Annotated in this window: 24 protein-coding genes; 12 read left to right on the forward strand and 12 right to left on the reverse strand. The window is 62.5% G+C overall.

What is annotated here, in order from left to right; all coding sequences use genetic code 11:
- Positions 1–5 precede the first annotated feature (5 nt).
- Positions 6–293 (reverse strand): succinate dehydrogenase assembly factor 2, encoded by a 288-nt coding sequence (locus tag FJV77_RS00750; protein ID WP_142864970.1) that lies wholly within the window; start codon positions 291–293, stop codon positions 6–8.
- 316 nt (positions 294–609) lie between these two features.
- On the opposite strand from FJV77_RS00750, the gene recG reads away from it, so the two are divergent.
- Positions 610–2,718: an ATP-dependent DNA helicase RecG gene (gene recG / locus FJV77_RS00760; RefSeq protein ID WP_142864971.1), complete on the forward strand. Its 2,109-nt coding sequence runs from the start codon at positions 610–612 to the stop codon at positions 2,716–2,718.
- On the opposite strand, the gene FJV77_RS00765 is transcribed toward recG, so the two are convergent.
- The 4 genes from FJV77_RS00765 to glmS form a co-directional block, all read right to left on the reverse strand.
- A complete protein-coding gene (locus FJV77_RS00765) occupies positions 2,670–3,428 on the reverse strand; it encodes a DUF502 domain-containing protein (RefSeq protein ID WP_142864972.1) in 759 nt (252 codons plus the stop codon). The genes recG and FJV77_RS00765 overlap by 49 nt on opposite strands.
- 79 nt (positions 3,429–3,507) lie before the next feature.
- Positions 3,508–3,807 (reverse strand): HigA family addiction module antitoxin, encoded by a 300-nt coding sequence (locus tag FJV77_RS00770; protein ID WP_142865495.1) that lies wholly within the window; start codon positions 3,805–3,807, stop codon positions 3,508–3,510.
- A gap of 33 nt (positions 3,808–3,840) precedes the next feature.
- The gene (locus FJV77_RS00775; protein WP_142864973.1) at positions 3,841–4,122 is read right to left on the reverse strand and encodes a type II toxin-antitoxin system RelE/ParE family toxin; all 282 of its coding nucleotides are present in this window, start codon (positions 4,120–4,122) and stop codon (positions 3,841–3,843) included.
- An 89-nt stretch (positions 4,123–4,211) separates the two neighbouring features.
- On the reverse strand, positions 4,212–6,035 hold the full coding sequence (gene glmS / locus FJV77_RS00780) for a glutamine--fructose-6-phosphate transaminase (isomerizing) (RefSeq protein WP_142864974.1): 1,824 nt from the start codon (positions 6,033–6,035) through the stop codon (positions 4,212–4,214).
- 214 nt (positions 6,036–6,249) lie between these two features.
- On the opposite strand from glmS, the gene FJV77_RS00785 reads away from it, so the two are divergent.
- Complete coding sequence (locus tag FJV77_RS00785; RefSeq protein WP_142865496.1) at positions 6,250–6,609, forward strand: ADP-ribosylation/crystallin J1; 360 nt, start codon at positions 6,250–6,252, stop codon at positions 6,607–6,609.
- A gap of 2 nt (positions 6,610–6,611) precedes the next feature.
- On the opposite strand, the gene glmU is transcribed toward FJV77_RS00785, so the two are convergent.
- The 3 genes from glmU to FJV77_RS00800 all read right to left on the reverse strand — a co-directional run bounded on the left by glmU (position 6,612) and on the right by FJV77_RS00800 (position 9,443).
- The gene (glmU, locus tag FJV77_RS00790) at positions 6,612–7,985 is read right to left on the reverse strand and encodes a bifunctional UDP-N-acetylglucosamine diphosphorylase/glucosamine-1-phosphate N-acetyltransferase GlmU (RefSeq protein WP_142864975.1); all 1,374 of its coding nucleotides are present in this window, start codon (positions 7,983–7,985) and stop codon (positions 6,612–6,614) included.
- 188 nt (positions 7,986–8,173) lie between these two features.
- A complete protein-coding gene (locus tag FJV77_RS00795; RefSeq protein ID WP_142864976.1) occupies positions 8,174–8,611 on the reverse strand; it encodes a nuclear transport factor 2 family protein in 438 nt (145 codons plus the stop codon).
- An 82-nt stretch (positions 8,612–8,693) separates the two neighbouring features.
- Positions 8,694–9,443 (reverse strand): cytochrome c biogenesis CcdA family protein, encoded by a 750-nt coding sequence (locus tag FJV77_RS00800; RefSeq protein ID WP_142864977.1) that lies wholly within the window; start codon positions 9,441–9,443, stop codon positions 8,694–8,696.
- Positions 9,444–9,661: 218 nt separating this feature from the next.
- Between FJV77_RS00800 and FJV77_RS00805 the strand changes: the two genes are divergently transcribed.
- The 8 genes from FJV77_RS00805 to rpmG all read left to right on the forward strand — a co-directional run bounded on the left by FJV77_RS00805 (position 9,662) and on the right by rpmG (position 18,858).
- On the forward strand, positions 9,662–10,039 hold the full coding sequence (locus FJV77_RS00805) for a hypothetical protein (protein ID WP_142864978.1): 378 nt from the start codon (positions 9,662–9,664) through the stop codon (positions 10,037–10,039).
- A gap of 330 nt (positions 10,040–10,369) precedes the next feature.
- Positions 10,370–13,006: a type I DNA topoisomerase gene (gene topA, locus FJV77_RS00810; RefSeq protein WP_142864979.1), complete on the forward strand. Its 2,637-nt coding sequence runs from the start codon at positions 10,370–10,372 to the stop codon at positions 13,004–13,006.
- 4 nt (positions 13,007–13,010) lie between these two features.
- Complete coding sequence (gene rnr, locus FJV77_RS00815) at positions 13,011–15,317, forward strand: ribonuclease R (RefSeq protein ID WP_142864980.1); 2,307 nt, start codon at positions 13,011–13,013, stop codon at positions 15,315–15,317.
- A gap of 18 nt (positions 15,318–15,335) precedes the next feature.
- A complete protein-coding gene (locus tag FJV77_RS00820) occupies positions 15,336–15,788 on the forward strand; it encodes a DUF983 domain-containing protein (RefSeq protein WP_142865497.1) in 453 nt (150 codons plus the stop codon).
- Positions 15,789–15,874: 86 nt separating this feature from the next.
- Complete coding sequence (locus tag FJV77_RS00825; protein ID WP_142864981.1) at positions 15,875–16,615, forward strand: NUDIX domain-containing protein; 741 nt, start codon at positions 15,875–15,877, stop codon at positions 16,613–16,615.
- Between the two features lie 38 nt (positions 16,616–16,653).
- The gene (locus FJV77_RS00830) at positions 16,654–17,832 is read left to right on the forward strand and encodes an MFS transporter (protein ID WP_142864982.1); all 1,179 of its coding nucleotides are present in this window, start codon (positions 16,654–16,656) and stop codon (positions 17,830–17,832) included.
- Positions 17,833–17,946: 114 nt separating this feature from the next.
- The gene (locus tag FJV77_RS00835) at positions 17,947–18,405 is read left to right on the forward strand and encodes a hypothetical protein (RefSeq protein ID WP_142864983.1); all 459 of its coding nucleotides are present in this window, start codon (positions 17,947–17,949) and stop codon (positions 18,403–18,405) included.
- A gap of 285 nt (positions 18,406–18,690) precedes the next feature.
- Positions 18,691–18,858 carry a 50S ribosomal protein L33 gene (rpmG, locus tag FJV77_RS00840; RefSeq protein WP_006201775.1) on the forward strand — a complete coding sequence of 56 codons (168 nt, stop codon included), beginning with the start codon at positions 18,691–18,693 and terminating at the stop codon, positions 18,856–18,858.
- A 404-nt stretch (positions 18,859–19,262) separates the two neighbouring features.
- On the opposite strand, the gene FJV77_RS00850 is transcribed toward rpmG, so the two are convergent.
- Both FJV77_RS00850 and FJV77_RS00855 read right to left on the reverse strand, forming a co-directional pair.
- Positions 19,263–20,636, reverse strand: coding sequence for a PleD family two-component system response regulator (locus FJV77_RS00850; protein ID WP_142864984.1), 1,374 nt, complete (start codon positions 20,634–20,636; stop codon positions 19,263–19,265).
- A 33-nt stretch (positions 20,637–20,669) separates the two neighbouring features.
- Entirely contained in the window at positions 20,670–21,041 is a 372-nt protein-coding gene (locus FJV77_RS00855) for a response regulator (RefSeq protein WP_142864985.1), read from the reverse strand.
- Positions 21,042–21,279: 238 nt separating this feature from the next.
- On the opposite strand from FJV77_RS00855, the gene FJV77_RS00860 reads away from it, so the two are divergent.
- Both FJV77_RS00860 and FJV77_RS00865 read left to right on the forward strand, forming a co-directional pair.
- Positions 21,280–21,579, forward strand: a complete 300-nt coding sequence (locus FJV77_RS00860) for a DUF3572 domain-containing protein (protein ID WP_142865498.1) — start codon at positions 21,280–21,282, stop codon at positions 21,577–21,579.
- Complete coding sequence (locus FJV77_RS00865; protein ID WP_142864986.1) at positions 21,576–22,229, forward strand: hypothetical protein; 654 nt, start codon at positions 21,576–21,578, stop codon at positions 22,227–22,229. Before FJV77_RS00860 ends, FJV77_RS00865 begins: the two co-directional genes overlap by 4 nt.
- 25 nt (positions 22,230–22,254) lie before the next feature.
- On the opposite strand, the gene FJV77_RS00870 is transcribed toward FJV77_RS00865, so the two are convergent.
- Both FJV77_RS00870 and FJV77_RS00875 read right to left on the reverse strand, forming a co-directional pair.
- Entirely contained in the window at positions 22,255–23,766 is a 1,512-nt protein-coding gene (locus tag FJV77_RS00870) for a hypothetical protein (RefSeq protein ID WP_142864987.1), read from the reverse strand.
- Positions 23,767–23,866: 100 nt separating this feature from the next.
- Positions 23,867–24,442 (reverse strand): GNAT family N-acetyltransferase, encoded by a 576-nt coding sequence (locus FJV77_RS00875; protein WP_142864988.1) that lies wholly within the window; start codon positions 24,440–24,442, stop codon positions 23,867–23,869.
- Positions 24,443–24,500: the final 58 nt, after the last annotated feature.

The following is a 24,500-nucleotide window of genomic DNA, read 5'->3' on the forward strand; positions in this document are numbered from 1 at the left end:
TGTGTTTAGAATGTCATGGTCCGGCGCGATGCCAGGATCTTTTGCAGGACGGCACAGTCGATATCCCCGGGAACCGGGCGTTCGCCGGTGACCATGGGCAGGAATTCGGTGTCGGGAATGTCGAGGAGCCTTTCATATTGGTCGATTTCGTCACCGGTCAAGGCGCCGATCTCGTTGTCGGCAAAGGTGCCGAGGATAAGGTCCATCTCGCGCATGCCGCGATGCCAGGAGCGGAACAACAACTTACGACGCCTGATATCCAGCCCCTCGCTCGATCGTTTCGTCCCGGTCATCGTGCCGCATCCTCGCTTGGTGCGGCGCATATAGCGTGGATAGAGGGCGGTGTCAGCCTTGCAACAGGCTCGTGTCTGTCTAACATCCCGGCGTGACGAACATTCCTGACAACATCGGTGCGAGCACCCCCCTCTGTCCTGCCGGACATCTCCCCCTCAAGGGGGGAGATTGGCTATCGCGACCGGTTTCGCCAATCTCCAATATTGCAAGATGGGCGGTGCGGCCAAAACTGCTAATCTCCCCCCTTGAGGGGGAGATGTCCGGCAGGACAGAGGGGGGTAGGACTGGGCGCCCACATAGCGCGGTCTCTTACGAATGAGACCTTCCCTCCTCGACCCATTGTTCGTCCCGATCACCTCGCTTGCCGGCGTCGGGCCGAAGGTCGGCACGTTGATCGAGAAGGTCGTGACGGCCGATCTTGGCGAGCGGCCGGCACGCGCCGGCGACCTGTTGTTCGTGCTGCCGAATACCGTCATCGACCGTCGCAATCGTCCCGGCATCGCGCTCGCGCCTGCCGGCGCTATCGTCACGCTCGACGTGCGCATCGACCGCCACCAGCCGCCGCCGCGCGGCAACCGCTCGGTGCCCTACCGCGTCTACGCCCATGACGATACCGGGGAGATCGGGCTGACCTTTTTCCATGCCCATGCCGCCTATCTCGAGAAGGCGATGCCGGTGGGGGAGCATGTCATCGTCTCCGGCCGCATGGAATGGTTCAATGGCCGCCCGACCATGGTCCATCCCGACCACATCGCGCTGGCCAGCGATGCCGAAGCCCTGCCGCTGGTCGAGCCGGTCTATCCGCTGACCGCCGGTCTGTCCGGAAAGGTGCTGCGCCGCGCCATCGGCCAGGCACTTGGCCGCTTGCCGGAACTGCCGGAATGGCAGGACGGCGCCTTCATGCGCAAGCAGACTTTTCCCGCCTTTGGCGATGCACTGACCCGCATCCACTATCCCGCGGATCCGATCGACGTCGCCATCGAGGGCTCGGCATGGCGGCGCCTCGCCTATGACGAGTTGCTCGCCGGCCAGGTGTCGCTGGCGCTGGTGCGGGCAAAAGTGCGCCGCTTGTCTGGCCGGCCGCTGATCGGCGACGGCCGCGTCGTCGAGAAACTGCGCGCGGCCCTGCCCTATTCATTGACCGGCAGCCAGGAATTCGCGCTCGCCGAAATCAACGCCGATCTCGCCGATCCCGAACGCATGCTGCGCCTGCTGCAGGGCGATGTCGGCTCCGGCAAGACGGTGGTGGCGCTGCTTGCCATGGCGCGCGCCGTCGAGGCGGGCGGACAGGCAGCGCTGATGGCGCCGACCGAAATCCTGGCGCGCCAGCATCTGGCAACGATCACGCCGCTGGCCGAACAGGCCGGCCTGCGTGTCGCCATCCTGACCGGCCGGGAGAAGGGCCGCGAGCGCACCGAAACGCTGGCAGGTCTTGCCAGCGGCGACATCGACATCGTCGTCGGCACCCATGCGCTGTTTCAGGAAACGGTGACCTATCACGACCTCGTCTTTGCCGTTGTCGACGAGCAGCACCGCTTCGGCGTCCACCAGCGGCTTGCCATCACCGCCAAGGGCGACGCGCCCGACATGCTGGTGATGACGGCGACTCCGATCCCGCGCACGCTCGTGCTGACCGCTTTCGGCGACATGGACGTCTCCAAGCTGACGGAAAAACCGGTCGGCCGCCAGCCGATCCGTACCGTCACGCTGCCGCTGGAGCGGCTCGACGAACTGGTCGGCCGCATGCTCGAGGCGGTGGCCGACGGCCAGAAAATCTACTGGATCTGCCCGCTGGTCGAGGAATCCGAAGAGATCAAGCTGATGTCGGCCGAGGACCGTTTCGCCTCGCTGCAACCCCTGTTCGGCGACCGTATCGGCCTTGTTCATGGCCGCATGAAGGGCGCGGAAAAGGACGAGGCGATGCGCGCCTTCAAGGTCGGCGAAACCCGCATCCTGATCGCCACAACGGTCATCGAAGTCGGCGTCGATGTGCCGGACGCGACGATCATGGTCATCGAACACGCCGAGCGCTTCGGCCTGGCGCAACTGCACCAGCTGCGCGGCCGCGTCGGGCGCGGCGACAAGCCCTCCTCTTGCGTGTTGCTCTACAAGGACCCGCTCGGCGAGACGGCTAAGCGGCGGCTGTCGGTGATGCGCGAGACCGAAGACGGTTTCCTGATCGCCGAGGAGGATCTGAAGCTGCGCGGCGAAGGCGAGCTGCTCGGCACCCGCCAGTCCGGCACGCCGGGTTTTCAGGTGGCGCGCATCGAGGCGCATGCCGACCTGCTCGAAGCCGCCCGCGACGATGCAAGGCTGGTCCTTTCACGCGACCCGGAGCTGCAATCCGAGCGTGGGGAAGCCCTGCGCCTGTTGCTCTATTTGTTCGGCCGCGACGAGGCCGTGCGGCTTTTGCGCGCCGGCTGAGCCAGGGCGCCGACGGGCGGGTTGGCGAGATCTCCGTCGATCGGCTCACCGTTCACCGTCACCATTTTCGGCTTGACCTCGGGAGCTACCAGCCCGGCCGAAACGATCAGCCTGGCGCCGTCCTCGATCGTCATGTCGAGCAGCACGATGTCGGATTTCAGCACATACATCAGGAAACCGGTGGTCGGGTTGGGCGTGCACGGCATGAAGACGGCGATCATCGGGTCGCCCTCCTGGTCGAGCTTCCGGTTGATCTCCGTTTCCTTCTCGCTGGCGACGAAAACCAGCGACCAGACCCCTTTGCGCGGATATTCAACCAGCCCGACCTGGCGGAACATGTCGCCCTTGTTCGACAGCACCGTCTGGAAAATCTGCTTCAGCGAACCGTAGATGCCGCGCACAAGCGGCATGCGGCCAAGCAGTCGCTCGCCAAAATTGACGATGGCGCGGCCGACGATGTTGGCGGTCATGAAGCCGATCAGCGTGATCAGGATGAGCGCCACGATCAGGCCGAAACCGGGAACCGGAAACGGCAGATAGGTGTCGGGACTGTAGCGCGCGGGAATATAGGGTTTTACCCAGGAATCGACCCAGCCGATGAACGACCAGGCGATGTAGGCGGTGATCGCCAGCGGCGCGCAGACGATGAAGCCCGTAAGAAAATAGTTTCTCAGCCGGGTCATGCCTGAGGTTCTGGGAGCATCGGACATGGTTCACCGGGCGCGGGTTGCAGCGCAACATTAGTGAAGCGGAAGGCGCTTTGGAACTGCGAAGTTTTTAAAGGCTGGCTTAAGCCGCCGCTTCCAGCGGTTCGATCTTCTCAAGTTCCGGCGCCAGTTTCTCGGCCTCGGTTTCCAGTTCATAGGCCTGTTGAAAATTCATCCAGAACTGAGGCGTCGTGTTGAAAAAACGGGCGAGGCGCAAGGCTGTGTCGGGGGTCAGACCGATCTCCTCCTTGGCAATGCGCTCGATACGGGTGCGCGGGAGGTTGAGCTTCTTTGCGAGCGCACCGGCACTCATGCCGAGCGGAACGAGATACTCTTCCCGCAGGAATTCTCCGGGGTGAATGGGGCGTGCGAACTTGGGCATCAATATCCTCAAAGGGTTAGGGCGAGTGCCCGCTCAATGGTAGTCAACGATCTCCACGTCTTCGGCACCTGCAGTGGTCCACCTGAAACAGATGCGCCATTGGTCGTTGATGCGTATCGAATGCTGTCCGGCACGACCTCCTTTCAGAGCTTCGAGGTGGTTTCCGGGCGGCGATCGAAGGTCGTTCAGTTGGACGGCATTGTCGATTGCTCGAAGACGACGCTCAGCGCGAGCGACCAAATCTGACGGAAAGCCTTTCGGTGCCTTACCAGCTGCAACCGCTTCGACCGCCCTGCCTTTGAACGAAACGATCAAAATTGCACCCCTCATCTTGTATCATACTCTGATACAAGATGACTTGCAACATGAAGTATCAATGACTGATACGAGTTCGTGCCGGGAACCTACTCCACCGTCACCGATTTCGCCAGATTGCGCGGCTGGTCGACGTCGGTGCCCATGAACACGGCGGCGTAGTAAGCCAGCATCTGGATCGGCAGCGCGTAGATGATCGGGGAGATGATTTCCGGCACGTCGGGCAGGATGATGGTCTCCATCGTCTTGACGCTGACCTGCGCCGCACCCTTGGCATCGGTGATCAGGATGATCTTGCCGCCGCGCGCCGCCACTTCCTGCATGTTCGACACGGTCTTCTCGAAGATGCGGTCGTGGGGGGCAATGACGATCACCGGCATGTTTTCGTCGATCAGCGCGATCGGGCCGTGCTTCAGCTCGCCCGCTGCATAGCCTTCGGCATGGATGTAGGAGATTTCCTTGAGCTTCAGCGCGCCTTCCATGGCCAGCGGAAAATTGGTGTCGCGGCCGAGATAGAGCACGTCCTTGTAGCGCGAGATCTCGCGCGCGATGCGCTCGACCTGCTCCTCGAGCTTCAGCACCTGGTTGGCATAGCGTGGCGCCTCCGAAAGCGCGCGCACCAGCGTCTTTTCCTCGTCCTTCGAGATCGTGCCGCGCGCCACGCCGGCACGCACCGCAAGCGAAGCCAGCACCGACAGCTGGCAGGTGAACGCCTTGGTCGAGGCGACGCCGATCTCCGGTCCGGCCAGCGTCGGCAGCACAACGTCGGATTCGCGCGCCATGGTCGATTCGCGAACATTGACGATGGCACCGATCTTCATGCCCGCCTTGCGGCAATAGCGCAGTGAGGCCAGCGTGTCGGCGGTCTCCCCCGATTGCGAGATGAAGAAGGCGACGTCATCAGCCGACAGCGGCATTTCGCGGTAGCGGAATTCGGAGGCGACATCGATGTCGACCGGCAGCCGCGCATAGCGCTCGAACCAGTATTTTGAGATCAGGCCGGCGAGATAGGCGGTGCCGCAGGCCGAGATGGCCAGGCGGCCGATCTTGGCGAAATCGAACGGCAGCTCCAGTGGCTTCGACACGCCGGAGACGAAATCGACATAATGCGCCAGCGTGTGCGAGATCACCTCCGGCTGCTCATGGATTTCCTTTTCCATGAAGTGGCGGCGGTTGCCCTTGTCGACCATGAAGCTGGTCGACAGCGACTGCTGGCGCTTGCGGTCGACCTTTTTGCCGTCGATGTCGAAGATGCTGACGCCATCGCGGCGCACCACCGCCCAATCACCGTCTTCGAGATAGGTGATGGAATTGGTGAAGGGTGCCAATGCAATGGCGTCGGAACCCAAGAACATTTCACCCTCGCCATGGCCGACGGCCAGCGGCGGGCCGTTCCGGGCGCCGACGATCAGATCTTCATCGCCCGTGAACATGATGGCCAAGGCAAAGGCGCCTTCCAGCCGCTTCAGCGCCCGGTGCGCGGCCTCGATCGGCTTCAGCCCTTTGGCCAGTTCGCGCGCCACCAGATGCGCGACAACCTCGGTGTCAGTCTGCGACGAGAAGGCATAGCCGTCGCGGATCAGCTCGTCGCGCAGCTCGGCGAAATTCTCGATGATGCCGTTGTGGACGATGGCGACGCCGTTGGAAAAATGCGGATGCGCGTTGGTTTCGTTCGGCACGCCATGGGTCGCCCAGCGTGTGTGGCCGATGCCGATCGTGCCGTCGAGCGGCTCGTCCTTCAGCCGACGTTCGAGGTTGATCAGCTTGCCTTCGGCGCGGCGGCGGCCGAGCGCGCCTTTCTCGACTGTAGCGACACCTGCCGAGTCATAGCCGCGATATTCCAGCCGCTTCAGCGCATCGACAATGAGCGGCGCGACCTGTTGCTGGCCGACAATTCCGACGATACCGCACATGGCGCCTGCCCCCGATTCCCAATGGAAAACCAGCGCTATCTAGGGATTGCCGGCCTGCCGCGAAAGTCACTTTGCGTTTCGTCTGGTGTAACGGAGCGCTTGTCAACCCGATGCACCATCGCAGACCGCTCTTGCAATCCGGTTACTGCAATTGCTCGATTTTTTCAGGCGTCTGGTTCTCGTTTTGGCAATATCTGGCTAATGTTTGGCCATGATGAGCCAAGCCACCGTCACACTCTGGCGTCCTGTCGGACCGAAGGAACTGGAATTGATCAAGGCGTCAGGGATGCGGGAATTCCCGCCGCGCCTGCCCGATCAGCCGATCTTCTATCCGGTTTTGACCGAGGCCTATGCAACGCAGATCGCCCGCGACTGGAATGTGCCGGCGAGCGGATCCGGCTTCGTAACCCGGTTCGACGTGCTGAAAAGCTTCCTCGACCGCTACCGGGTCGAACATGCCGGCAGCAGGGCGCATCTCGAATACTGGATTCCGGCCGAAGACCTCGCCGATTTCAACAAGGCGATTATTGGCAAGATCGAGGTAACCGCCACCTTCAGCAAGGCTGCCGGTTGACCTTAGTGATCAGCACCGGCCTTCTTTTTTGCGGCCGCGGCCGAAGCAAAGCGCTCGCGCAATTCCTTGCCCTTGCCGGGGATCGTCTTCTGGCGGGCGCGGCCAAAGGCCAGCGCGTCGTCGGGCACGCTTTCGGTAATCACGCTGCCCGAGGCGATGTAGCCGCCCTTGCCGATGGTGACCGGCGCCACTAGCGACGAGTTCGAGCCGATAAAGGCGCCCTCGCCGATATCGGTGAAGAACTTCGAGTAGCCGTCATAGTTGCAGGTGATGGTGCCGGCACCGATATTGGCGCCCGCGCCCACACGTGCGTCGCCGATATAGGTCAGGTGATTGACCTTGGCACCTTCCTCGATAACCGCCTGCTTGACCTCGCAGAAATTGCCGACCTTGGCCTTTTGCCTCAGATCAGCGCCTGGCCTGAGCCGCGCGAACGGCCCGACATCGCAATTGGAGGCAACGGTGGCGCCCTCGATATGGCTGAAAGCATGGATCTTGGCGCCAGTCGCAATTCTCACGCCCGGACCAAACCAGACATTAGGCTCGACGATCGTGTCGGCGCCGATCTCCGTATCGTGTGAGAAATACACGGTTTCCGGCGCGATCAGCGTCACGCCCGACAGCATGGCCTCGTGCCGCTTGCGCGTCTGCCAGATGGCTTCCGCTTCGGCGAGTTCGGCCCGGTTGTTGATGCCGAGCGCGCTCTCGAAGCTGGCTTCGGTGGCGACGACATCGAGGCCTTTGGCGCTGGCGATCTCGACGATGTCGGTGAGATAATACTCGCCCTTGGCATTCTTGTTGCCGACTGCATCGAGCAGCTTCAGCGCATGAGCGCCGGCCACCGCCATCATGCCCGCATTGCAGAAGCCGATCTTTTTCTCCTGGGCGCTGCAGTCCTTCTCCTCGCGGATTGCGGTGGGCTTGCCGCCTTTTTCGATCAGACGGCCATAGCCGGTCGGGTTAGGCGGACGGAAACCGATGACGACGACCGCCGCGCCGCTGGCCAGCTTCTGCCGCGCGGTCACCAGCGCTTCAGCGTCGATCAGCGGCGTGTCGCCAAACATCACGAGAATATCGTCATAACCCTTTGATATCGCATCGCGCGCGGCCAGAACGGCATGCGCGGTGCCGAGGCGCTTTTCCTGCACGAAGGTCTCGGCCTTCGGCGCAAATTTCGCCGCCGCCTTGCGCATTTCGTCAGCGCCATGGCCGATCACCAACGCCTGGCTGCCGGCGCCGGCAGCTTCCGCCGCCTTCACCACATGCGCGACCATCGGCAGCCCTGCAATCTGGTGCAGCACCTTCGGCAACGCGCTCTTCATGCGTGTGCCTTCGCCGGCGGCGAGGATGACGGACAGGCAGGATCTCTGGCTCATGGAAGGACAACCGTATGAAATGGGATCAGGAATGGGCAACGCCTTAGCATCTGGCGCTATGCTGCGCCAATGCGGTTAAATTCCGGTGAGATGCTAGACCCGCTGACTCTTAATCAGCGGGTCCACAGTTCGATCCTGTACTGACTGGCGCAGCGATCACCTTTTCGGCGCGAATACCGATTCTGGCGTCACATCAGGCCGTGTTTCCTGAATTCCGCCTGCTCGTCGCCTGATATCCAGCCGAACACTTTCAACTCGTCGTCGCCCTTTTCGACGAGGTAGTTGATGGCGAAGTCGATGGTCACGGGTTTCCCGTCCTTGCGCTGATAGTCGCCGGACCAGTCAACCTTGACCACGCAATGGTCCTGATCGATCGGTGTCACCGAGACGTCCGTGCAGGTCATCTTCTTGCTGCCGATGGCGCGATAGGCCTCAAATCCCTTTTTCATCATATCTTTCAACGGCTGGCCGTTCTCGCCAACCATGATCGCCGCTGGCGTCACCGAGACAAAACCGGCCGAATACATGTCTGCGACGTCGTTCAGATCGACTTTGTCGGCGATCGCATCGTTGTAGATCTTCTCATAGGCCTTGAAGAATTTTTGCACGGCTGCCTTGGCTACCACTCTCGCCTCCCGGCTCAAGCGCCAGTGGATGATCTGACACCGAAACGCGGGTTTTCGAGCATCGTTCCCGCGCCAAGGCGACCTATCCCAACCGGCCCAGCACCGGGAAATTCTCCAGCAGCCAGTAGGACGCGGTCTGCACCCCACCGGTGAGGAAAAACACGCCGGCGACGACGAGCAACGCTCCTATCGCCTTTTCGACGCGGCCGAGATGGACGCGGAATTTGCCGAGGAAGCGCATGAAGGCGCCGGAGAACAAAGCGGCGATCAGGAACGGAATGCCGAGGCCGAGCGAATAGGCAGCGAGCAGCAGCGCCCCCTCGCCCACCGTCTCGCGGCCGCCGGCCAGCGTCAGGATCGGGCCCAGCACCGGGCCGATGCAGGGCGTCCAGCCGAAGGCGAAGGCCAGCCCCATGACATAGGCAGCGACCATGCTGGCCGGCTTGCCCTTCGACTGGAAGCGCGCCTCGCGCGACAGGAGCGGAATGCGCAAGATGCCGAGGAAATTCAGCCCCATCAGGATGATCAGCACGCCGGCCGCCATCGCCAGTGGCTCCTGCCAGACGCGCAGCCAATGGCCGATGGTCGAGGCGCCGGCGCCGAGTGCCACGAACACCGTGGAGAAGCCGAGAACGAAGGCGATCGAGGAATAGATGAGCGCGCCGCGTGCGCCGGCCTTGGCCGTAACACCGGCATTGTCCCCGCGGAAGTCGTCGACCGACACGCCGGCCATGTAGCAGAGGTAGGGCGGCACCAGCGGCAGCACGCAAGGCGACAGGAACGAGATTGCCCCCGCTCCGACCGCGCTGACATAGCCGATATCCAATGCCATCCCGAAACTCCAAATTCGCTGGCGCCGATATAGCGACGCAAAACATCGTTCGCCAATCACCATCGTGTGGCATTTGGCTACAGGTACGGCTCGGCCGGAGGAATTGTTACCGGCCCATCGTCAGATGACCAAGCCGGGGAAGAAACGCTCCTCGCCAAACGTTCACAGAGCGAAGCCGCGATTTCTGCGCGCTTCTTCGGATACCCAGGGAGATTTCCATGAAAACGATCACTGTTGGCCTGGCCGCGCTTTTGCTCAGCACCGCTGCATCCTTCGCCGCCGAAGCCTGGAAGGAAGCCGAAGTCAACGGCGCCAAGATCTACACCGATGCCAACGGCATGACGCTCTATACCTATGACAAGGACGAGAAGGGCAAGAGCAATTGCTACGACAAATGCGCCACCAACTGGCCGCCGCTGAAGGCCGAGGCCGGCGCCAAGGCGGACGACGAATGGACCATCGTCGACCGCACCGACGGCACCAAGATGTGGGCCTATGACGGCAAGCCGGTCTACACCTTCATCAAGGACAAGAAGGCCGGCGACGCGACCGGCGACGGCGTCGGCGAAGTCTGGCACATCGTCAAGACCGACTGATAATTCGAACCTCAATCCGCCTGACCGGCGGAACCAGCTGGCTGCCGGCTCCAAGCGACCCGGCGGCCAGTTTCGTTTTGCGGCAGCTCGTAGGACGGACCGCCGCAGCTTCTGAGTCGTTTGCTCAAGACTTCACGCCCAAACCGCACGTCCTCGAATTCTGTGATTTTCTCCATACACTCTTAGAGTGTATTGCTGCGGACGTGCCGGCAATTTGGCCGCCTCCCCTTGACCGGATGCAAAAGCGCGGCCATGTGAGCGACAAATAGAACGAGATTTCGTCGCGCGCAGCGGAATCCTTCTGCCGCACCACAGCTGATATGAGAACTCATGGACGTCGTCGTCGTCGAATCGCCGGCCAAGGCAAAGACAATCAACAAATACCTCGGCAAGAACTATAAGGTTCTGGCCTCGTTCGGCCATGTCCGCGATCTGCCGGCCAAGGATGGCTCGGTGCGTCCGGATGAGGATTTCGCCATGTCCTGGGCGGTCGACACCGCGTCGGGCAAGCGCCTCGCCGACATCGCCAAGGCGGTCAAGGACGCCGACGGCCTGATCCTCGCCACCGATCCGGATCGCGAGGGCGAAGCCATTTCCTGGCATGTGCTGGAAGTGCTGAAGCAGAAGCGCGCGCTGAAGGACAAGCCGGTCAGCCGCGTCGTCTTCAACGCCATCACCAAGTCCTCGGTGCTGGAGGCGATGGCCAATCCGCGCCAGATCGATGCGCCGCTGGTCGATGCCTATCTCGCCCGTCGTGCGCTCGACTATCTCGTCGGCTTCACGCTGTCGCCGGTGTTGTGGCGCAAATTGCCCGGCGCCCGTTCGGCAGGCCGCGTCCAGTCGGTGGCATTGCGCCTGGTCTGCGACCGCGAATCTGAAATCGAGCGCTTCATCCGCGAGGAATACTGGCAGATCGCCGCGCTGCTGGGCACGCCGCGCAACGAGACTTTCGAGGCACGGCTGACCGCTTTCGAGCGCAAGAAGCTGCAGAAGCTCGATATCGCCAACAAGGCGCAGGCCGACGACATCAAGGGCATGCTCGAGGGCGCAACCTTCAAGGCGCTGTCTGTGGAAGCCAAGCCGACCCGGCGCAATCCCGGCCCGCCCTTCACCACCTCGACGCTGCAGCAGGCGGCATCCTCTGGCCTCGGCTTTTCGGCCACGCGCACCATGCAGGTGGCGCAGCGCCTCTATGAAGGCATGGAGATCGGCGGCGAGACCACCGGCCTGATCACCTATATGCGAACCGACGGCGTGCAGATGGCGCCCGAGGCGATCGATGCCGCACGTGACGCCATCGCCAAGGAATTCGGCCCCAGATATCTGCCGGAAAAGCCGCGTCAGTACACGACCAAGGCCAAGAACGCCCAGGAAGCGCACGAGGCGATCCGCCCGACCGATTTCATGCGCACTCCGGCTTCGGTCAGGCAGTATCTCGATTCCGATCAGCTGCGACTTTACGAGCTGATCTGGAAGCGCGCCATCGCCAGCCAGATGCAGTCGGCCGAGATCGAGCGCACCACGGTCGAAATCGAGGCGGTCAACGGCGCGCGCACGGCGGAGCTTCGCGCCGTCGGTTCGGTCGTCCGCTTTGACGGCTTCATCGCCGCTTACACCGACCAGAAGGACGACGACGCGGAAGACGAGGAAAACCGTCGTCTGCCCGAGATCCGCGCCGGCGAACAGCTTGCTCGCCAGGCGATCAACGCCACCCAGCACACCACCGAGCCGCCGCCGCGTTACTCCGAGGCGTCGCTGATCAAGAAGCTGGAAGAGCTCGGCATCGGCAGGCCGTCGACCTACACCGCGATCCTGAAGACGCTGGAAGACCGCGACTACGTCACCATCGACAAGCGCCGGCTGGTGCCGCAGGCCAAGGGCCGGCTGTTGTCGGCCTTCCTCGAAAGCTTCTTCGAGCGTTATGTAGAATACGACTTCACGGCCTCGCTCGAGGAAAAGCTCGACGAGATTTCCGACGGCAAGCTCGCCTGGAAGGACGTGCTGCGCGACTTCTGGAAGGATTTTTCCGGCGCCGTCGCCGACATCAAGGAACTGCGCGTCACCGACGTGCTCGACGCGCTGAACGAGGAGCTGGCGCCGCTGGTGTTTCCCACCCGCGAAGACGGTTCCAACCCGCGCATCTGCCCGAAATGCGGCACCGGCAATCTGTCTTTGAAGCTCGGCAAGTTCGGCGCTTTCGTCGGCTGCTCGAACTATCCGGAATGTTCGTTCACCCGCCAGCTCGGCGACGCCGCCAACCCGAATGGCGAGAATGGCGGCGGCGAGGACGGCACCAAGGTGCTGGGCAAGGACCCCTACACATCAGAGGAAATCACGCTGCGCTCAGGCCGCTTCGGCCCCTACATTCAGCGCGGTGACGGCAAGGAAGCCAAGCGCTCCAGCCTGCCCAAGGGCTGGACGCCGGATACAATCGACCATGAGAAGGCGCTCGCTTTGCTCTCTTTGCCGCGCGATGTCGGCAAGCATCCGGAGTCGGGCAAGATGATCTCGGCCGGGCTCGGCCGCTACGGTCCGTTCGTGCTGCATGACGGCACCTATGCCAATGTCGACAGCATCGAGGACGTGTTCTCGATCGGACTTAACCGCGCCGTGTCGGTCATCGCCGAGAAACAGCTAAAGGGCAAGGGCGGTCGCAATGGCGGCACTGCCGCAGCACTCAAGGAACTCGGCGACCATCCCGACGGCGGCGGCAAGATCGTCGTGCGCGACGGCAAATACGGACCTTACGTCAACTACGGCAAGGTCAATGCGACCCTGCCCAAGGGCAAGGATCCGCAGTCGGTGACGGTCGAGGACGCGCTGGCGCTGATTGCCGAGAAGGAAGCCAAGGGCGGCGGCGGCAAGAAGCCGTTCCGCAAGGCGGCAGCGGCCAAGGCGCCTGCAGCCAAGAAAACCACAGCCAAGAAGTCGGCGACCAAGAAGCCGGCGGCGAAGAAAAAGGGATAGCAGCGTGGCGCGCAGGATCACCGGTAGAAGCCACGGCGATCCGCGCACCGCCGACACCAGGGCCAAGGTCAAGGACGACTACCGGCCCTCGCGTGACGAAATCCTGCGCTACATCGCCGAAAACCCCGATCGCGCGGGAAAACGCGACATCGCCAAGGCGTTCGCGCTGCGCGGCGACGACCGCATCTGGCTGAAGGACATTCTGCGCGACCTGCAGGACGAAGGCGTGCTGACCAAGGAGCGCAAGCGGCTGGCCCGTGTCGGCGCCCTGCCGCATGTCGCCATACTCGACATTTTTGGCCGCGACGGCGACGGCATCTTGCTGGCGCATCCGGCCGAGGCCGTGGGCCCGGGCGAACCGCCTATCGTCTCGATCCGCGTCTCGCGCGGCGGCAACGGCCCGGCGCCCGGAATTGGCGACCGCGTGCTGGCCAAAACCTTCCCGACCGATGAGCCGACCGGCCCCGCCTATACCGGGCGCGTGATGAAGATTTTCGAGAAGCGGACCGATGCCGTGCTCGGCGTCTTCCGCATCCTTAAGGACGGTACGTTCCGAATCGAGCCGGTGGAACGGCGCCAGCCCGAACTGATCGTCGACAAGGAATTCCAGAACGGCGCTAAAAACGGCGACCTGGTCGAGGTCGAGCCGGCCCGGGCCTCCCGTTATGGTTTGCCGCGCGCAAAAGTGCTGGCGGTGCTGGGTTCGCTGGCCAGTGAAAAGGCGGTCTCGATGATCGCCATCCATGCGCATGACATTCCGCATATTTTCCCGGCCGACGTCATCGCCGAATCCGAAGCGGTCAAGCCGGCGACGCTTGCTCACCGCGAGGACTGGCGCGACCTGCCGCTGGTTACCATCGACCCAGCCGACGCCAAGGACCATGACGATGCGGTGTTCGCCACGCCGGACCTCGACGAGAAGAACCCGGGCGGCGTGATTGCCACCGTGGCGATCGCCGATGTCGCGGCGTATGTCCGCTATGGCACCGCTCTCGACCGGGAGGCGCTGAAGCGCGGCAATTCGGTCTATTTTCCCGACCGCGTCGTGCCGATGCTGCCCGAGCGCATCTCTAACGACCTCTGTTCGCTGCGCGAAGGCCAGGACCGGCCGGCGCTAGCCGTGCGCATGACCTTCTCGGCCGACGGCCGCAAGCTGCGCCACTCTTTCCATCGCGTCATGATGAAATCGGCGGCCAAGCTCGCTTATCCACAGGCCCAGGCAGCCATAGATGGCGTGACCGACGACAAGACCGGCCCGATCCTCGATACGGTGCTGAAGCCGCTCTGGGACGCCTACGCCATCCTCAAGCGCGGCCGGCACGGCCGCCAGCCGCTGGAGCTCGAGTTGCCGGAGCGCAAGATCATGCTCAAGCCGGACGGCACCGTCGACCGCGTCATCGTCCCGGAACGGCTCGACGCCCACAAGCTGATCGAAGAGTTCATGATCCAGGCCAATGTCGCCGCTGCCGAGACGCTTGAAGCGAAGAAACAGACACTGGTCTATCGTGTCCACGATGCGCCGTCGCTGGCCAAGCAGGAATCGCTGCGCGAATTTCTCCAGACGCTCGGCCTGTCGTTGGCGCGCGGCGCGCAGATGCGACCCGCCCAGTTCAACGGCATTCTCGAGCGCGTGCGTGGCGCCGACAATGAGGGGCTGGTCAATGAGGTGGTGCTGCGTTCGCAGAGCCAGGCCGAATACTCGCCCAAGAACATCGGCCATTTCGGCCTCAACCTGAAGCGCTACGCGCACTTTACCTCGCCGATCCGCCGCTATGCCGATCTGATCGTGCATCGTGGACTGATTGCCGCACTCGGGCTTGGCCCGGGCGGCTTGACGCAGGATGAGGAGGCGCGGCTGGAAGACGTGGCGGTGCTGATCTCCGGTACCGAGCGTCGCGCCATGGCGGCGGAGCGTGACACGGTCGACCGGCTGATCGCCGCCTATCTCGCCGAGCGCATCGACGACCGCTTCGACGCGCGCATCTCCGGCGTCACCAAGGCAGGACTATTTGTCCAATTGCCGCAGTTTGGCGCGGATGGTTTCATCCCGGTGTCAAGTCTGAACGGCGATTACTATATATACGACGAAACCGCGCGATCGCTGTTCGGAGAACGTACCGGCAAGGGTTATCAGCTTGCCGACCGCGTCGAGGTTCGCCTGATCGAGGTGGCGCCGATGGCTGGCGCGATGCGGTTCGAAATGCTGACCGACCCGAAGCCCCTGCCCGGCTCCAAGAGGTCGTTTCACAAGGCAAAAGGCCGCGCCCGCGCGTCGCAATCGCGCCCGGGGTCGCGCGGCAGGAGGCGGTAAATGCCAAAAGAATTAGGGATGGCAAGCGAACTGGGGATTCAGGAACAGGTTTTCGGCGGTGAACATCATTCGGGCCGGGTCGCCCGCCCGCTATGGACGGCGATGAAGCGCGGCGCGCTTGGCCGCTGCCCGCATTGCGGCGAAGGCAAACTGTTTGCCGGCTTCACCAAGAGCGTCGATAAATGCAGTGTCTGCGGCGAGGAGCTTTACCACCACCGCGCCGACGATCTCCCCGCCTATCTCGTCATCGTCATTGTCGGCCACATCGTTCTCGGCGCCTTTATGGCTGTCGAGGCGACCTCGACGCTCTCCATGTGGCAGCACATCGCCATCTGGGTGCCGCTGACCATCGTGCTGTCGGTCGCTCTGCTGCAACCGGTCAAGGGCGCTGTCATCGGACTGCAATGGGCGCTCTATATGCACGGCTTCGGCGGCGAAAAGGACGCGACAGAGCCACGTCCCGGGACCTGACCCGTATCGGGCAATGTCGCCTGGCGCAACATGCCGACCGTGAAAGGCCACTTTCGTTTGCCAGAAGTTTCCGCTAGGTCCTGCGCATGGAAGGTATGACCAAGGCGGAAGTCGACAGGATGGAGCGGGGCACGATCGCCCATAGCGGCCAGCCGATGCGTCCCCGCGACGCTGCAACCTTGATCCTGCTGGAACGCCAGGACGACGAGGTGCTGGTGCTGATGGGCCGGCGCCATGTCGGCCACGCTTTCATGCCCGGCAAATTCGTCTTCCCAGGCGGCCGCACCGATCCGGCCGACAGCCGCATTGCCGTTGCCACTCCACTGCTGCCAGAGGAAGAAGCCAAGCTGATCGCCAGCGTAGGTCGCATCAGCCCGTCGCGGGCCCGCGCCATCGCGCTCTCGGCCATCCGCGAGACCTATGAGGAAGCCGGCCTGCTCATCGGCCGCAAGGCCGCCTTCACAACGGACAAGCGCGACTGGCAGGGCTTTGTCGAGCACGGCGTCCAGCCTTCGTTGGCGCCGCTTCGCTTCATAGCCCGCGCCATCACCCCACCCAATCGGGTGCGTCGTTTCGACACCCGCTTCTTCAGCGCATGGCGCAGCGATGTCGCCGTCGAGCTACCGGGTGGCGGTCCGACCAATGAGCTGGAAGAACTGGTCTGGTTGCCGCTGGCCAAGGCGAGAGAGGCCGATATCCCCGACATAACCCGGACGATCCTGCAGGAGCTGGAAAGGCGGCTTGCCGACGATCCGCGACTGCGCCCCGGTGGCTCCGCGCCGTTCTACCGGCTTGTCCGCAACCGCTTCGTTCGCGAAATTCTTTAGCCCCCGAAATTCTCTAGCATCGAGTATTCAAGCATCTCATGACGGTCGATACCCAACAAGAGGGCGACGAACGCGTACACTGGCTACCGATGGTGGCTGCGATCTCGTCCATCAGCGTCGTCGGCATTGCCATCGGCCTCGGCATGCCGCTGCTCAGCGTCATTCTGGAGACGCGCGGCCATTCGGCTTCGATGATCGGCCTCAACACCGCGGTCGCCGGCCTCGCCTCGATCGCCGGCGCCCCGCTGGCCACACCGCTGGCGATGCGCTTCGGCGTCGCCTGGACGATGGTTGCCATGATCGTCGCCGGCGCGCTGGCCTTTGTCGGTTTCCATTTCGCTCCCGATTTCTGGATGTGGTTCCCGTTGCGCATCGTCCTGCACATCGCGCTCACGGTGCTGTTCATCCTGTCGGAATTCTGGATCAGCACATCGGCGCCGCCCCGTCGGCGTGGCCTTGTGCTCGGCATCTACGCCACCGTGCTGTCGCTCGGCTTTGCCGCCGGGCCGTGGATCTTCGCTCATATCGGCAGCACCGGCTTCAGGCCGTTCGGGGTCATCATCGTCCTGGTGGCCCTGGCCGCGATACCGGTGCTGGCCGCGCGGAACGAAAGCCCCACCATTGTGGTCGACGGCGAGACCAGCCACTTCCTGCGCTACATCTGGCTGGTACCCACGGCGACTGCCGCGGTGCTGGTGTTCGGCGCCGTCGAGACCGGCGGCTTTGCGCTGTTCCCGGTCTATGGCAGTCGCATCGGCTATTCCGAAGCGGATGCAGCCCTTCTCCTGACCATGATCGGTCTCGGCAACGTGCTGCTGCAGATTCCGATCGGCATGATCAGCGACCGCGTCAGCGACCGCCGCTATCTGCTTTTGGCTTGCGCCGCGGTCGGGCTTGCCGGCACCATCTTCATGCCGTTCTTCGCGCAGAATTGGCACCTGATGGCGGCGCTTCTGTTCGTCTGGGGCGGTGTGGTGGCCGCCATGTACACGATCGGCCTTGCCCATCTCGGCTCCCAGCTTTCCGGCCATGAACTGGCCTCGGCCAACGCCGCCTTCGTGCTCTGCTACGGTGTCGGCATGGTGCTCGGCCCGCAGGCGATCGGCATCGGCATGGATGCGTTCGGCCCGTCCGGATTTGGCTGGTCGCTCGGCCTGTTCTTCGGCGCTTACATCGCCCTGGGCAGCGTCAGGCTGATCCGCAAGCTCCTGTTGTAGCCCGCGGTGGCAAGCGTCCTTTCCACAACGCAAAGACATGGCTGCTGACAGAACCGTGTCAGGAGGCCTCAGCTAAAAGGGTGTCCCAAAACACCCGAGTTTGAGGATACTGCCATGATCGACAGCGGCTTTGAAACCACATCGTTACGCATGACGCTTCTGCTGCTTGTCAGCTTCCAGGCCCCGGCAGCCGATGTCGACCGCATCATGGACGCCGTGGTCGCGATCGCCCCGCTCGCCATGGGCAAATACGATCGTAACGCCTATCAAACGGCGCATGGCATCGAACGCTACAGGCCGCTTGAAGGTGCTGCCGCCGGCGCAGAAACCGAATTGCGCCGCCGCCCCGGTACGGTCGAGGTCTCGTTCGAACTGCCCGATGACCAGATGCTCGCCGCCCGCGTCGTCGAGGCGATTTTCCAGGCGCATTCCTATCAGGAGCCGGTGATCCGCATCCAGCCGATCCTCGCCAGCCGCTCCAAGGGCCTGGACGACCGAGCCAATCCGAATCGCTGGTGGAACACCACCGGCGACTGGAAGAAAGCGGCAGCGCCGATACCGCAAAGCGCGTAGGCCTTCCCTTCTCCCCAGTCCAAACACCCTTGTGGGAGAAGGTGGCCTCGCGCAGCGAGGTCGGATGAGGGGTGTTCCAGCTTGGCAAGGACGGCGATCCTTCACACACCCCTCAACCGTCTCGGCGCTGCGCGCCGATCCACCTTCTCCCACAGGGGGATAAGGAAGAGGTACCGGGCTTGACTTTCCAGGCACGTTCTTTATGTGTCGCGCCAAGTTTCCCGCGTCCGGGTGTTTTCCCGTGCTCCAGCGGCCAAAACCCCACGAACATAACGGACTGATACAATGGCCAAAGCCGCAAACATCAAGATCAAGCTTCTGTCGACCGCCGACACCGGTTTCTTCTACGTGACCAGCAAGAACAGCCGTACCAAGACCGACAAGCTGTCCTTCCGCAAGTACGATCCGGTTGCCAAGAAGCACGTCGAGTTCAAGGAAACCAAGATCAAGTAATCTGGTTCTCATACGCTATGCAAAAACGCCGCCCTTTCGGGCGGCGTTTGGTTTTGAAGCTGGGAAATACGTGAAACCTCCGCAGCCTGGCGCGGACAGTTCATATCATTTTTGGCAAAAGGGGGCCGGTCGGCGTATGGCAGCGGTACGAGGAGGCCACTATGTGCCAGCGCCGGCCGGCCGACCCCACGGACCCAGGAGATGCGGCGGACCTGAGCATCATGGGGTATCGGTCGGAGCGATGCGGCTGTCTACCCTCGTGCTCGCATCGCCTTTGTTCTTGCACCGCACATTTGCGCAACAACGCTGGAAAATCAATAGTTTCTTAACCAAGCCTCCCGAATCGCTTGGATTAAGGTAAATTCCTAACCTTGTCCGGTTGACTGCATAATCGGCGGTCCAGCCTACGCCGCCTTGGCGACAACGCGGTTGCGGCCGCCGCTTTTGGCTTCGTAAAGCGCGACGTCGGCGCGCTTCATCAGCGCTGCGACCGTGTCCGCGCCGTTCAGCACCGACGAAACGCCGACGCTGACCGTGACTTCGATCGTCTTGCCTTCTTGACCGATGGCAAACGGCAACTGGGCGATTTCGGCGCGAATACGCTCCGCAACCTTTTCCGCCACCGCTGCGTCTGTGTCCGGCATCACAACCACGAATTCCTCGCCGCCGAAGCGGCAGGCAAGGTCGATGCCCCTGACATTTTTGCGCAGCCGCCGGGCGAATTCGCGCAGCACGTCGTCGCCGCCGTCATGGCCATGCGCGTCATTGACGCTCTTGAAGCGGTCAAGATCGGTGATCATCACCGACAAGGGCCGCCGCCGCGCCACGGCGCGGTCGAACAGCGTCTGCAGGTGGCTGTCGAGGTAGCGACGGTTGTGCAAGCCAGTCAGCCCGTCGGTCACCGCCATCTCGATGGTCTGGGTGACGCTGGCGCGGAGCTGGTCGTTATAGCGCTTGCGGCGCACCTGCGTGCGCAGCCGCGCCATCAGCTCCTGCTGGTCGATCGGCCGCATCAGATAGTCGTTGATGCCGAGTTCGAGGCCGCGGATGATGCGGCCCTCCTCGCCTTCCTCGGCAAGCAGGATGATCGGCAGGAAGCGGGTGCGATCGAGCGAACGCAATTGCGAGCATAGCCGCAGCGGATCGAAATCGGCAAAACCGGTCGAGATCAGCACGCATTCGTACGGCGCCTCGGCAGCCTGGAAGAAACCGGCATGCGGATCGGTGGCAATGTCGAGCTCGGCGCTGCCCCGAAGCATTTTCTGGACGCGCTCGAAGGAGGATTTGCGCTCGTCGATCAACAACACCCTCGGCGTCGCGTCCTCGGAGGTGAAGCTGCGGCTCAACAGCGCCTCGATGCCGATGTTGCGGGTGGTCGAGGCGCGCAGACGCAACTCGTCGGTCAGCGACTTCAGCCTGACCAGGCTCTTGACCCGCGTCATCAGCTGCAAATCATTGACCGGCTTGGTCAGGAAATCGTCGGCGCCGGCCTCGAGGCCGCGCACCCGGTCCGAAACCTGGTCGAGCGCGGTGATCATGACCACCGGGATATGCGACGTCGCCGGATCGCTCTTCAGCCGCTTGCAGACCTCGAACCCGTCCATGTCGGGCATCATTACGTCCAGCAGCACGACATCGACCTTGCCGTTTTCGCAGGTCTCGATCGCATCCAGCCCGTTGGACGCGGTCAGCACCTCGAAATATTCGGCCAGCAGCCGAACCTCCAGCAGCCGCACATTGGCAGGGATGTCGTCGACGACGAGAATCCGCGCAGTCATTTCACAAGGCTCCGGCTGGAATGGGTGCTGGCATCAGGCATCACCCAGATAGGATTTGATGGTTTCGATGAAACGCGGCACCGAGATCGGCTTGGAGATGTAGGCCTCGCAGCCCCCTTGGCGAATGCGTTCCTCATCGCCCTTCATGGCAAAGGCGGTGACGGCAATCACCGGAATGGAGCGGAGGTCGTCGTCCTCCTTCAGCCATTTCGTCACTTCCAGGCCTGATACCTCCGGCAGCTGGATATCCATCAGGATCAGGTCCGGCCGGTGCTGGCGCGCCAGATCGAGCGCCTCGAGGCCGTTGCGCGTGCGCACCGTCTCGTAACCGCTGGCTTCGATGAGGTCCCGAAAGAGCTTCATATTGAGCTCATTGTCCTCGACGATCATCACCTTCTTAGGCATCGATTTCCCGTCCCGGCCGGGCTTCTGCCTGAAGCCTGCCGTCATGCGCCCTTGTCGGAGCACACCAAACCCTTCTTCACTCTACGGCAATATGATTGACGAAACGGAAACCCGCAGCTGTAAAAGCCATTCGGATTCCACCTCGAAAATCACATTGGATTGGGGCGGTGGCTTGCCGCAAGCGACGCTTGCCATTACTGCGGAAAAGAGACTCATTTCCGCAAACCAAAAGGTAATGATGGCAAACGCAGCGTCAATGCGCGAGGAGGCGGAAACCATTGCCGTGAGGGCACTGGGCTTCGTCGCCGCCGACCCCGAACTCCTGCCGCGCTTCCTGGCAATCACCGGCATCGAGGCGTCCGCCATCCGGCGCGCCGCAGCCGAACCGGGATTCCTTGCCGGCGTCCTGCAGTTCATCCTGGCCCACGAGCCGACCTTGCTGCGCTTTGCCGAGGAAACCGGCACCCCGCCGGCTGCCGTCGGCAAGGCGTTGCGCGCGCTGCCGCTTGGCGGCGACGACCATGAGCATTCGATATGAGCGACGATCCCGAGACGGCACGCCAGATCGCCGAACTTGCAGCCGACGACCGGCCTCTGCTGATCCTCGACGTCGATGATGTCGTGCTCGAATTCATCCGGCCGTTTCCGCATTTCCTGAAATCGCGCGGCTTTGGGCTCACGCTGGCCTCCTTCCGCCTCACCGGCAACATCGCCGAAACGGCGAGCGGCCGGCTGATCGAACAGCCGGAGGTGACGGCACTGCTTGGCGATTTCTTCGACGCGCAGGCCGACTGGCAGAGTGTCACCGACGGCGCCGAGCAAGCGCTTGCCAGTCTCGGCGACCGCGCCGAAATCGTCCTTTTGACCGCCATGCCGCACCGCCATCGCGCGGCGCGCCGCGCCCATCTCGATGCGCTCGGGCTGCCCTATCCGCTGTTGACCACCGAAATGGCCAAGGGACCGGCAGTGGCGAAACTGCGCGGTACGAAAGGCAGGCCGGTGGCCTTTGTCGACGACCAGCCCGCCAACCTCATCTCAGCGCGCAATTCCGTCGCCGATGCACACCTGTTCCATCTGATGGCCGACAATTCGCTGCGCGCCTACCTGCCGCCGCTGCCGGACGACATCGTCTCAGTCGAGGATTGGCGCGACGCCGCGCCGAAGATCGCCAGCGCGCTCGGGCTTTAAGCCCAAGCGCTTCCAAGCCTGGGGATCACGGCTGCAACTTCGCCCCTGCACCGCCACTATTGCCCTCGCCAGGGCTCGCATCCTGGCCGGCGCCGTCTTCCACGGCCGGATCGGGGCCCTTCAGCATGGCGCCGTTGACCGTAACCGATCCATCGTGCTTGGCGTTGATCACCCACTCCACGCGGCCATCCGGCAGCGTCTTGGCAAATCCCTTGACAGCCAAGGCGCCGGTGAAAGCCTGCGAGGCCTCAGGATCCGTCTTCGCCGCCTCCTGCAGGCTTGCCACGATCTTGTCATAGCCGGTGACGTCGATCGTCAGATTGGCGTCGGGCTTATCGCCGTCGGGGAAAGTCATGTCGCCTTCCAGCGCGACTTCCGTGTCGCCATTGCTGAACACGCTGTGATCGACGATGAACTTTGGCGCGTTAGCCATGAAGTCTGCCTTGATTTGATCGCCAAACTCCGCTGGCAACGGCGGATTCTTGTTGAGGTCAAACGTCTCGATCGCCTTTCTGCTCATACTGTCGAGATCGATATTGACGCCCCCAAATTTAACATCGAGTTCGGTAGGCATAAGTTTGGCTGCCCACCCAGGAATAACGTAGGGAAAACTGAGGCCTTTAGCCTTTATTCGATAATCATACTTGCCGGCTCGAGCGATACCGTCAGCCCCATAAGAAGTAGTTAATTGAGATGCACCCAGATTGCCCGCATAGGTTTCGAAGACAAAATTTCTAAATGTGTAGGTTCCATCCATCCGCTCCCACAGCGGCAACGCCGACAGCAAAAGTGCCTTCAACTCCGCTTGATCCGCTTTCAGTTGGGCCTCATCCTCATGGGCAACAGCAAACGCCAGGAGGTCCAGAAGTGGCTTCGTTCGTATCGCCTTGGCCGTTAGATCAACGACGAGTTCCGATGTCTTGACGGCGCCTACGGACCGGTTGTCAAGCTTGACCGTTTCGGCAAAGTCAACCATCGACTGCGTCACATTCAGATCGACCCCGCCACCGGCCGATTTTGTTGCGCCAAATTTTGAAGATCCCGAGCCGACATTCAAGTCTGTGATCTGCTTGGACATCCGCGACGTCATCGTCATGCCCGCTATAGAGCTCTCGCCACTTCTAAATGCCCCCAGTTCAGGATCGTAGACACCCGCGAACTTGCCATCCTTGATGTCTATTTGTCCGGTTGCTGGGCCCTCCGAATTATTCACTTCGAATGACCCGCTGGTTGAAAAGTCCGACGAGACACTCCAGCCCCCATCCCCGTTCGGCTTAACCAACAATGTGATGGGCGGGAAATCGAACTTCACCAGATCTTGCTTCGGCACCTTCGCCGCAAGCGCCTTCATATCGAAGGTAACCTTGTAGGCATTCCCTTCGGTGGAAATCTTCAAAATGCCTTCGTTGAGCGCCTGTTTGCCGACATAGCGGGAGAGCTCATCGGAAAGTTGCTTGGCACCTTGGGCATCGACAGCCTGGCCAAACGCAGGAGCGCTGAGGGCGAGAAGGAAAGCAAGCGGCAAGACACGGTTCACAAAATTCTCCATTTGACCAAAAAGGAACGCTTCGTTCGTCTGCTATGAAACCAACCTACAACTTCAAGATGACATCAACAAACGCCAACGGGTAATTACACTACAGCACCAGCCGCATCAGCGGCCGGCCGGCCTTGCGCTCAACAAGCCGCTCGAAGCCGGCCTTTTCAAACACACGCGACGAGCCGACGAAAAGCCCGATCGAACGCGAATCTCGTGACACGTCGATCGGACAGGCCTCGACCAGCCGCGCCTTGTTCTGGCGGGCAAAGGCGATGCCGCCCTCGACAAGGCGATGGCTGATGCCCCTGCCGCGCGCACTGGCGCGAATGAAGAAGCAGGAGATCGCCCAGACGCCGGGATCGCTGGCGTCTGCCCGGTCGACCGGCGCCGAGCCCCTGCCCTGATTGTTCCACTCCGGCACGTCGGCGCGCGGGCCGATCTGCATCCAGCCGACCGCCTTGCCATCCTCGAAAGCCAAAAGCCCAGGCGGCGGCCCGGCCTCGATGCGCGCCTTGATATGATCCTTGTTGCGCTGCTTGTTGCTGGCGCGCCGCACCGCCGGCGCCATCCGGAAATGCGTGCACCAGCAGCCGTAACAGGCGCCCTGCTTGCCGAAAAGCTCCTCGAAATCCGCCCATAATTCGGGCGCCAGCGGCGCTATGGTCGTGCTCATGAGTTCTCTCCCGGCTAACCGCTTGTGGCGGCATCCGTCCTGACGTACCATTGCATCT

Source organism: Mesorhizobium sp. WSM4306, from assembly GCF_007003975.1.
Classification (GTDB): Bacteria; Pseudomonadota; Alphaproteobacteria; order Rhizobiales; family Rhizobiaceae; genus Mesorhizobium.